Genomic DNA, 10,535 nt, shown 5'->3' with positions numbered 1-10,535 from the left:
GAGGAGGCCGGTGACGAGGAGAGCGGCGGCCAGGGCGGCGGACGGGGCGGGGAGCCGGCGAGCGGTGCACCGGCGGGCGGTGCACCGTCGGCGGGACGCGTGCGTGCGGGCCATCTGTCCTCCCGGTCACTTCGGGGTGATCGTGAACGGGGCCGGTGTCAGGCCGGCCACGCAGCCGGTGTCGGGCCGGGCGGTCGGACGGGCCAGGAACGAGGCCAGTACCTGCTGGGCGCACGGCGACTGGGGAACCACCCAGTGCCCGATCCCGGGGATCAGGACGGAGGTGGAGCGGGGCAGGGTCCGGGCGGCGTCCTTCGCGTAGCTCGCGGCGGTCTTCAGGTCGAACGTCCCGGACAGCAGGAGCGCCGGGACCGTGCTGCGGGTGGCCACGCGCTGCTCGGCGGCGCGGCCCGGGACGTTCCAGACGCGGCACACGTCGTACGGGAACACGAGCTGCGGGGGCTGGGCCAGGACCGTGTCCGGCCAGCCGGGGAAGGCCTTGCGCCCCGCGGCCAGGACGTCGGCCGGTGCGGTGCCCGGGACCCACTCGCTGCACGCCACCGACTCCGTCAGCCCGTGCGCGTTCATCCCGGTCGGCTGGACCGAGTCGGCCGCGCGGCCCTGCGCGAAGCGGTCCGGCTTGCCCTCGGCGAGCTCGGTGAGGGCGGCCGGGATGTCGGGCGGTCTGACGGCGAAGGCGACCAGCAGGTTCAGCAGGGTGCCACCGTCGAGGACCACCTTCACCGGGTCGCCGCCCTTCGGCGGGCGGGCGTTCAGCGTCAGGGGCTGCGCCTCCAGCTTGCGCACCTGCTCGTCCAGGATCCGGCGGACGTCCGGGTAGCGGCTCTTGCACCGGGGCTCGGCGGCGCAGGCGCCGAGGATGCCGTCGATCCCCTCACGGGCACTGCGCCAGCCCCACGGCAGGGCCGCCACCTGCGGCGGGGTGACCGAGTCGAGCGCCACCGCGCGGATCCCCTCGGGGTGCAGGCGCAGGTAGGTGAGGGCCAGGTCGCTGCCGTAGGAGTACCCGTAGACGTTCCACCGCGGGATCTTGAGGGCCTTGCGCAGGTCGGCGAAGTCGGCGGCGTTCTCGGTGGTGTTGTACGCACTCAGGTCGATCCCCTGGGCCGTCAGGCGGTGCCGGCACTCCTCGACGGCGTCGAGCAGCAGCTTCCGGGCCGGGTCGGAGCTCCAACCGAGGCCCACGGACTGCTCGTTGAACCGGTCGATCTCCGGACAGGCGAGGTCCGGCCGGTCGTAGCGGTTGCCGCGCTGGGCCATGACCACCAGGGGGCGGTCCCGGTTCAGGCCGGAGTCGACGAGGAAGGGGATGTCGTCGAACGTGTCCCCGCCGGGGCCGCCCGCCATGAACACGACAGGGTCCTGGCCGGACTTGGGCGCCACGGCCGGGATGACCGCCACGGCGAGCCGGATCGTGCGGCCACCGGGCCGGGCACGGTTCTCGGGGACCTCCAGGTACCCGCACCTCGCGCCGCTCAGGGCCTCGATCGGCTCGGGCGTCGCCGGGCACGGCCCCGGCACGAAGGCAGCCCCGGTCGACCCCGCCGGCGCCGCCGTCGCAGGTGCGGCGGTGCCCGCCGCCCCGGCCGGGGCGGCCGAGGGCACGAGGAGCGCGGCGGTGGTGGCTGCGCCGGCCGCCGCACGGGCGAGCGCGTATCGCACCCTTCGGACGATACCGGCGGGTGGGCGGGCACGCACCCGCCTGGCCGGGGCGGGAACTGCGGCCCTGCGGCCCTGCCCTGCCCTGCCCCGCACGCACCGCACCGCACCGCACCGCACCGCACCGGCGGCAGCCGCCCCGCGCGCCCGCGCAGCACCCGCCCAGGAATGGCCAGGCCCCCGTCGGGCAGACGCCCCGTCGCGGAGCCGAGCGGAACCGGGCGTCGCCGAGCGGAACCGGGCGGAGCCGAGCGGAGCCAGCCGGACCAGGCGGACCAGGCGGACCAGGGAGAGGGACGATGAAGGTTGCCGATCATGTGCTGCACCGACTGCGGGAATGGGATGTCGAATACGTGTTCGCCTATCCCGGGGACGGCATCAACGGACTGCTCGCCGCCTGGGGCCGGGCCGGGGACCGGCCGCGGTTCATCCAGGCGCGGCACGAGGAGATGTCCGCGTTCCAGGCCGTCGGCTACGCCAAGTTCTCCGGGCGGACCGGCGTCTGCGCGGCCACCTCCGGCCCCGGAGCCATCCACCTCCTCAACGGGCTCTACGACGCCAAGCTCGACCACGTGCCCGTCGTGGCCCTCGTCGGGCAGACCGACCGCAGCGCGATGGGCGGCTCCTACCAGCAGGAGGTGGACCTGCTGTCCCTCTACAAGGACGTCGCCTCCGCCTACTGCGAGATGGTCACCGTCCCCGAGCAGCTGCCGGCGGTCCTGGACCGCGCGCTGCGCATCGCCGCCACCCGGCGGGCGCCCACGGCGGTGATCATCCCCGCGGACGTGCAGGAACTCGACCACGAGCCGCCCACCCACGCGTTCAAGCAGGTCCCCTCCAGCCTCGGGGTGTCCCGCTACGCCCCCGTACCGGCCGACGAGGACCTCGCGCGGGCCGCGGAGATCCTCAACGCCGGTGAGCGGCCGGCGATCCTCGTCGGACAGGGCGCCCGGCAGGCCCGCGCCGAGGTCGAACAGGTCGCCGAACTGCTCGGTGCCGGGGTCGCCAAGGCGCTGCTCGGCAAGGACGCACTGCCGGACACCCTCCCGTACGTCACCGGCTCGATCGGGCTGCTCGGCACCCGGCCGTCGTACGAGATGATGCGGGACTGCGACACGCTGCTGGTGATCGGCTCCAGCTTCCCGTACTCCCAGTTCCTGCCCGAGTTCGGCCAGGCCCGCGCGGTGCAGATCGACATCGAGCCGGCCATGATCGGCCTGCGCTACCCCTTCGAGCTCAACCTCGTCGGTGACGCGGGCGAGACACTGCGCCGCCTCGTGCCCCTGCTGGAACGCCGTCACGACGGCCGGTGGCGCGAGACGATCGAGAGCAACGCCGCGCGCTGGTGGGAGGTCATGGAGCGGCGGGCCGAGGTGTCGGCGGATCCGGTCAATCCCGAGTACGTCGTCCACGCTCTGGACGAACTCCTGCCCCACCGGGCCATGGTCACCGCGGACTCCGGGTCGGCCGCGAACTGGTACGCCCGCCACCTGAGGCTGCGCGAGGGCATGCGCGGCTCGCTGTCGGGCACCCTGGCGACGATGGGGCCGGGCGTGCCGTACGCGATCGGGGCCAAGTTCGCCCACCCCGACCGGCCGGCCGTGGCGCTCGTCGGGGACGGCGCGATGCAGATGAACGGACTGGCGGAGCTGCTGACCGCGGCGAAGTACTACGGCGAGTGGTCCGATCCCCGGCTGGTCGTCGCGGTGCTCAACAACCAGGACCTCAACCAGGTCACCTGGGAGATGCGGGCCCTGCAGGGCGCCCCGCAGTTCGAGCCCTCGCAGCGGCTCCCCGATGTGCGCTACGCCGAGGTCGCCGCCCTGTTCGGCCTCGGTGGCGAGCGCGTGGAGGAGCCCGGCGGTGTGGCGCCGGCCTGGGAGCGGGCGCTGGCGGCCGACCGGCCGTACGTCATCGACTTCCGTACCGATCCGGCCGTGCCGCCGATCCCGCCGCACGCCACGTGGGACCAGATCAAGTCGGCCGCCGCGTCCGTGCTGCTCGGGGACAGCGACCGGGCGGCGATGGTCCGTCAGGGCGTCAAGGCGAAGGTGCAGGAGTTCCTGCCCGGCGGCGGACGGGGCTGACCGTGGCCGGCCCGCCCGGAGGCCGCCGGACGAGACGTCAGGAGGACGACGTGAACAGCGCACACCGTACGTGGAACGCCCTGCACGACCGGCTGGACCGGGAAGCGCGCCGGTACAAGGCCGACGAGGACCGGCCGCTCGCGGCCTACACCGGCGCCATGGGCGTCTACTCGGCCACCGTCCTCGGCCTGGCCGCCGCGGCGCGCGCCGCCGGGCGCCGGCTTCCCGAGCCGGGGCTGCGGGACGTCGCGCTGCACGCCGTCGCCACGCACCAGCTGGCCCGGCTGCTCGCCAAGGACCCGGTCACCAGCCCGTTGCGGATGCCGTTCACCCGGTTCCGGGGCACGTCGGGGCCCGCCGAGCTGCAGGAGGAGGTCCGAGGGAGCGGGGCCCGGAAGATGATGGGCGAGCTCCTCAGCTGCCCGTTCTGCACCGGTCTGTGGATCGCCACCGGGCTGACCGGCGCCTCCCTCTTCGCGCCCCGCGCCACCCGCCTCGCCGCCGCCACCCTGGCGGCGCTCGCGGGGGCCGACTTCCTCCAGTACGCACGGGAGGCGGCCCGGCAGGCGGCCGAGGGAACGGCATGAGCGGCGGACCGGCGCCGGCCGCCGCTCCCCGGGGCGGCGGTGGGCCGGCGCCGGTGGTCGAGGCGCTGCACGTGCGCGTGCTCGACTTCCCCACCGACGCCCCGGAGGCCGACGGGACCGCCGCATGGGACTCCACCACGATGGTGCTGGTCGAGGCGCGGGCCGGGCCCGAGCGCGGGTACGGGTGGACGTACGGGGCCGCGGCGGCCGCGGGCGTCGTCACCGAGCTCCTGGCGGGCGAGGTCACCGGGCGCGCCGCGTACGACGTACCGGCCGCGCACGAGGCGATGCACCGGGCTCTGCGCGACGCCGGCCGGCCCGGCATCGGCGGGTACGCCCTCTCGGCCGTCGACATCGCGCTGTGGGACCTCAAGGCACGGCTGCTCGGCGTACCCCTGGCCGACCTGTTCGGCCGGGCCAGGGCCGGCGTGCCCGTGTACGGCAGCGGCGGTTTCACCAGCTACGACGACGAGCAGTTCGTCGGGCAGCTGCGCGGCTGGACCGAGGCGGAGCGGATCCCCCGTGTCAAGATCAAGATCGGGGAGGCCCGGGGCACCCGGGAGGACCGGGACCTGACCCGGATCCGGCTGGCCCGCAAGACCGTGGGCCCGGACACCGAACTGTACGTCGATGCCGACGGGGCCTACGGCGCCCAGCAGGCGGTCCGGGTGGCCGAGCACTTCCACCCGTTCGACATCCGCTGGTTCGAGGAGCCGGTGTCCTCCGACGACCTGGCGGGCCTCGCCCGGGTCCGGGCGGCCACCGTCGCGGACGTGGCGGCGGGCGAGTACGGCTTCGCGCTGCGCTCCTTCGCGGCCCTGGTGCGCGTCGTGGACTGTCTGCAGGCCGACGCCACGCGGTGCGGCGGGCTCACCGACTGGCTGCGGGTCGCGGCGCTGGCGCAGGCCCACGGGCTGGACCTGTCGGCCCACGGTGCGCCGCACGTCCACGCCCATGCGGCGGCCGCGTCGGCGAACCTGCGCCACGTGGAGTGGTACCACGACCATGTGCGCATCGAACACCTGCTGTTCGACGGCGCGTTGGAGGCCACGGGCGGCGAGCTGCGGCCCGGCGCCGACGGAACGCCGGGGCTCGGGCTCACCCCGCGGAAGGACGTGCTGGCACGGTACGGACGACCGGCCGGGGCCACATCCGTCGAACCGGCTGCACCGACCGGCCCGTGAGCGAAGGAGGTTGCCCGCGTGGCAGCGTACGAGGGGCCCGTGCAGCACGCGTTGCGCGACTACGCCCTGCTCGCCGACGGCCGGCGCGGCGCGCTGGTGGGGCCGCGCGGCGAGATCGTGTGGATGTGCCTGCCGGCCTGGCACGACGACGCCGTCTTCGCCGGCCTGGTCGGCGGCCCCGGCTGGTACACCGTGGCCCCCGCGGGCCCGTACGTGTGGGGCGGCTCGTACCGGACCGGCACGCTGATGTGGTGCAGCCGCTGGACGACCGGCACCGGCACCGTCGAGTGCCACGAGGCCCTGGCCTACCCCGGGGAGCGGGACCGCGCGGTACTGCTGCGCCGGATCGAGGCGGTCCACGGCCCGGCGGAGCTCACCGTACGGCTGCAGATCGCCCCGGGGTTCGGCGACCGGCGGACGGGCCACCTGCGGCGCGGGGAGGACGGCTGCTGGACGGGGCGGACCGCCGACGGCCTGCGGATGCGCTGGAGCGGCCTGCCCGGTGCGCGGGTCGGACGCGCGGGAGGGCATCCCGAGCTGCACGGGCGACTGCGCCTGGAGCCCGGTGAACGCCACGACCTGGTCCTGGAGCTCACCGGACGGCCGCTGGGGCGGGCCGTGCCGGCCGAGCAGCTCTGGCGGGCCACGACCACGGCGTGGCAGAAGGACCTGCCGGGCCGCTGCGGCCCGTCCGGGCCGCGCGACGCCCGCCACGCGTACGCGGTGCTGCGCGCGATGACCGGGCCCGGCGGCGGAACGGTCGCGGCGGCCACCACCTCCCTGCCCGAACGGGCCGAGGAGGGACGGAACTACGACTACCGCTACGTGTGGATCCGCGACCAGTGCTTCGTCGGCCAGGCCGCCGCCGCGGCCGGCACGCACCCGCTGCTGGACGACTCCGTCCGGTTCGTCACGGCGAGGCTGCTCGACCACGGCCCGGACCTCTCCCCCGCGTACACGGTCGACGGCGCGGCCGTCCCGCCGCCGCGGCGGCTGGACCTGCCCGGCTACCCGGGCGGTTTCGACGTGGTCGGGAACCGGGTCGACCGGCAGTTCCAGCTCGACTGCTTCGGCGAGAGCCTGCTGCTGTTCGCCGCGGCGGCCCGGCAGGACCGGCTGGACGCGGACGGCCGGCGGGCCGCCCGGATCGCGGCCGAGGCGATCGCCGCCCACCGCACCCGGGAGGACTCCGGCATCTGGGAACTGCGCCCCGCCCGGTGGACGCACAGCCGGCTGATCTGCGCCGCCGGGCTGCGCACCATGGCGGCGACGCTGCCCCGCGCGAGCCGGAGCCCGGCCGCCGCGTGGGAGGGACTCGCCGACCGGATCACCGCGGAGGCCGCCGCGTCCGGGACGCACCCCAGCGGCCGCTGGCAGCGCGCCCCGGACGACCCCGGGGTGGACGCCGCGCTGCTGCTGCCCGCGCTGCGCGGCGCCCTCCCGGCCGACGACCCGCGCAGCCGGGCCACGCTCGACGCGGTCCTCGCCGAACTCGCCGAGGACCACTACTGCTACCGCTTCCGGCACGACGCCCGGCCGCTGGAGGACGCCGAAGGCGCGTTCCTGCTCTGCGGGTTCCTCGTGGCGCTGGCCCAGCACCAGCAGGGCGAAGCGGTCGAGGCCGCCCGCTGGTTCGAACGCAACCGGGCGGCCTGCGGGCCGCCGGGCCTGTACGCGGAGGAGTTCGACGTCGTCCAGCGCCAGCTCCGCGGCAACCTCCCGCAGGCCTTCGTGCACGCGCTGATGCTGGAGACCGCGGTCCGGGTGGGGGCGGGCGACTGAACGCCGGGGCCGGGCGGCCGGGCGAGAGCGTACGGGTTTGGGGCCGGCCGCGGTGGACAGACGCCGGGCATGACAGCTCGTGCGCACGCCCCGCGAACGGTCGTCGTCACCGGTGCCAGTGGCGGCATCGGCCGGGCCTGCGTACTGGCGTTCGCCGCCCGCGGAGACCGGCTCGCGCTCATCGCCCGCGGCCGGGCGGGGCTGGAGGCGGCCCGGCGCGACGCCGAGCGGGCGGGCGCGGCCGAGGTGATCACGCTGGAACTGGACGTGGCGGACCCGGAGGCCGTCGATGCGGCGGCCGGGCGGGTGGAGGACGAGCTCGGGCCCGTCGACGTCTGGGTCAACGACGCCTTCACCTCGGTCTTCGCACCGTTCACGCAGATCACGCCCGAGGAGTTCCGGCGCGTCACCGAAGTGACCTACCTGGGTTACGTCTACGCCACCCGGGCGGCACTGGCCCGGATGCTGCCCCGGGACCGGGGCACGATCGTGCAGGTCGGTTCGGCCATCGCCTACCGCGGCATTCCGTTGCAGAGCGCGTACAGCGGTGCCAAGCACGCCGTGCAGGGCTGGCACGAGGCGCTGCGCTGCGAGCTGCTGGCCTCGGGCACCCGGGTGCGGTCGACGATGGTGCAGTTGCCCGCGGTGAACACCCCGCAGTTCGACTGGGTCCGGTCCCGGCTGCCCCGGCGGGCCCAGCCGATGCCGCCGATCTACCAGCCGGAGGTCGCCGCGCGGGCGGTGCTCCTCGCGGCCGACCGTCCGCAGCGGCGCGAGTACTGGGTGGGCGCCAGCACCGTGGCGACACTGATCGCGAACGCGGTCGCGCCCGGCCTGCTCGACCGCTACCTGGCCCGTACCGGGCTCGCGGCGCAGCAGACCGGGGAGCGGCAGGCGCCCGGCGCCCCGGACAACCTCTACGCGCCGGCCGACGCCGTACGGGACTTCGGGGCGCACGGGCGGTTCGGCGACCGGGCCCGGGCGCGCAGCGTGCAGCAGTGGGCGGTGCGGGGGCTCGGCGCGCTGGCCGAACGGTTGCGCCCGACGCCGTAGTGCCGGCCGGGCCCGGTCTGCCGGGCCCGCCCGACCACCGGGCCTCGGCCCGTATCGGCGGCCGGGTGGGGCGGTTCGGCTCAGGCGGCCGGGGCGAGCAGGCTCGCGCGGTGGCGGGCCATGGCGGCACGCACTTCCCGGGCGCGGGCCCGGTAGGCCTCGGCGTCCGCCGGGAGCACCAGGTCGGTCATGATGTCGGCCAGGTGTTCCAGGCAGTCGGCCTCTCCGGCGGCGTAGCCCTCGGCCTGCGCGCCCGCGAGCGCCTCGCGCAGCAGCGGCAGCCCGGCCGCCGGCCGGCCGGTGCGGTGCAGCGCCACGGCGCGCAGGTCGAGCAGGAGGATCCCGGTGAGCCCGAGCCGGCTGGTCGGGCACAGTTCCAGGGCGCGTTCGCTGTGCCGCAGGGCCTCCTCGGGGCGGTCAACGTCCAGGCAGAGCCGGGCCAGGTGGTGCAGGGCCAGGGCGGTGGTGCCGTGGTCGGCGATGGCCTCGGCGGCCGCCGCGGAGGCGGTGAAGCGCGCGACGGCCCCGTCGGGGTCGCCCGAACCGGCCAGGGCCAGGCCGAGGTTCAGCAGGTTCAGGGCGCGGTCGCAGGCGTCGCCGGCGGCGTCGGCGAGGGCCAGGCAGCGTTCCAGGTGGGCCAGCGCCTCCCGGGGCCGGCCGGCCTCGATGACCGCCCAGCCCAGCAGGTTGCGCACCCGGTTCTCGGCGACCGGGTCGCCCGTCCCCACGGCCGCGCGCAGGCCCTGTTCCAGGGTGGGGATCCAGTCGCGGTGGCTCTGCCAGGTCAGCAGCGGCCAGATGAGCACGGTCAGCCGCCAGGCGCGTGCGGTGTCGCCGGTGCGCTCGGCCAGGTCGATCGCCGCGCAGAGGTTCTCGGCCTCGGTCCGGTACCAGCGCAGGGCGTCGGCCCGGTCCGCCATCGGCGCCAGCTCCGCGGGGCGGACCAGCCGGTCGGGCAGGTCGCAGCAGGGCCGGCCGGCGGGGTCGGACAGCCGGGAGGCGGCGTAGGCGGTGTGCACGTAGCCGTCGAGCAGCCGGGCGGTCTGCGTCCGGCGGACCTCGGCGGGCGCGAACTGGCGTGCGTACAGGCGCACCAGGTCGTGGCAGCGGTAGCGGCCCGGGGCGTGCTCCTGGAGGAGGTGGGCGGCGGCCAGCCGGCCGAGGGCCCGGCGGACCTCGGGCACCGGGATGCCGCTGGCCGCGGCGCCGGTGTACGCGTCGAAGTCCGTGCCGGGGTGGACGCCCAGCAGCGGGAAGAGCCGCCGGGTGTCCTCGTCCAGGGCGCGCACGCTCAGGGTGAGGGCGGCGACGAAGTCGGTGTCCTCGGCCGACAGCCGGGCCAGGCGGTGCTGTTCGTCGGCGAGTTCGTCGGCGACGCACTGGAGGGACCAGGAGGGGTGGGCGGCGAGCCGGGCCGCGGTGATCCGCAGCGCCAGCGGCAGTCCGCCGCACAGGCGGGCGAGGGTGTGGGCGGCCTCGGGCCGGTCGCTGACCCGCTCGTCGGGCAGGGCGGCGCGCAGCAGGTCGAGGCACTCCTCGGACTCCAGTACGCCCAGGGGCACGATCCGGGCGCCGTCGCGGGCGACGAGGCCGTCGAGGCGGTTGCGGCTGGTGACGACGGTGGCGCAGCCGTCGCCGCCGGAGAGGAGGGGGCGCACCTGCGCCGAGTCGCGGGCGTTGTCGAGCACGACGAGGAGCCGGCGGCCGGCGAGCAGCGAGCGGTACAGGGCCTGGGCGGCCGAGTCGTCGTCGGGGACGGCCCGGTCGGGCGTGCCGAGGGCGGTCAGGAAACCGCGGAGCACCTGCATCGGCTCGACCGGGGGGCTGTCGTCGAAGCCGCGCAGGTCGGCGTAGAGCTGGCCGTCGGGGAATCCCGCGGCCGTGCGGTGGGCCCAGTGCAGGGCGAGGGAGGTCTTGCCGACCCCTGCCGGCCCGACGACCACGCACAGCCCCCCGGACCCGGCCCCGGGCCCGACGGCCCGCCCGAGCGCCCCGAGCTCGGCCTCGCGGCCGACGAAGCCCCAAGGAGGCCGCGGCAGATGGGCGGGGGTCACCCGGACCCCCGCACCCCCGCCGCGGTACGCCTCCGGGGCCGCACCCCGGAACCCCGGCCCGCCGTCCGGGGCCGGTCCCCCGGCGGGGGGCCGGGGGCTGCCGTACGG

The 10,535-nt window shown here is 76.3% G+C and carries 7 protein-coding genes; 5 read left to right on the top strand and 2 right to left on the bottom strand.

Going from position 1 to position 10,535, the window contains the following annotated elements:
• Positions 1 to 126: 126 nt before the first annotated feature.
• Positions 127 to 1,683, bottom strand: coding sequence for an alpha/beta fold hydrolase (locus tag EF918_RS26385; protein WP_260610692.1), 1,557 nt, complete (start codon positions 1,681 to 1,683; stop codon positions 127 to 129).
• A gap of 296 nt (positions 1,684 to 1,979) precedes the next feature.
• Between EF918_RS26385 and EF918_RS26380 the strand changes: the two genes are divergently transcribed.
• The 5 genes from EF918_RS26380 (at position 1,980) to EF918_RS26360 (ending at position 8,373) form a co-directional block, all read left to right on the top strand.
• Complete coding sequence (locus EF918_RS26380) at positions 1,980 to 3,767, top strand: thiamine pyrophosphate-requiring protein (protein ID WP_125651207.1); 1,788 nt, start codon at positions 1,980 to 1,982, stop codon at positions 3,765 to 3,767.
• 50 nt (positions 3,768 to 3,817) lie between these two features.
• Positions 3,818 to 4,354 (top strand): DUF1360 domain-containing protein, encoded by a 537-nt coding sequence (locus EF918_RS26375; protein WP_260610691.1) that lies wholly within the window; start codon positions 3,818 to 3,820, stop codon positions 4,352 to 4,354.
• Entirely contained in the window at positions 4,351 to 5,538 is a 1,188-nt protein-coding gene (locus EF918_RS26370) for an enolase C-terminal domain-like protein (RefSeq protein ID WP_125651205.1), read from the top strand. Before EF918_RS26375 ends, EF918_RS26370 begins: the two co-directional genes overlap by 4 nt.
• An 18-nt stretch (positions 5,539 to 5,556) precedes the next feature.
• The gene (locus EF918_RS26365) at positions 5,557 to 7,320 is read left to right on the top strand and encodes a glycoside hydrolase family 15 protein (RefSeq protein ID WP_260610690.1); all 1,764 of its coding nucleotides are present in this window, start codon (positions 5,557 to 5,559) and stop codon (positions 7,318 to 7,320) included.
• A 69-nt stretch (positions 7,321 to 7,389) separates the two neighbouring features.
• Complete coding sequence (locus EF918_RS26360; protein WP_125651203.1) at positions 7,390 to 8,373, top strand: SDR family oxidoreductase; 984 nt, start codon at positions 7,390 to 7,392, stop codon at positions 8,371 to 8,373.
• Positions 8,374 to 8,453: 80 nt separating this feature from the next.
• On the opposite strand, the gene EF918_RS26355 is transcribed toward EF918_RS26360, so the two are convergent.
• On the bottom strand, positions 8,454 to 10,535 hold a 2,082-nt coding region (locus EF918_RS26355), incomplete at its 5' end, for a tetratricopeptide repeat protein (protein ID WP_221889756.1).

Source organism: Streptomyces sp. WAC06614 (assembly GCF_003949795.1).
GTDB lineage: Bacteria > Actinomycetota > Actinomycetes > Streptomycetales > Streptomycetaceae > Streptomyces.
This window is presented reverse-complemented; position numbering and strand designations above follow the sequence as displayed.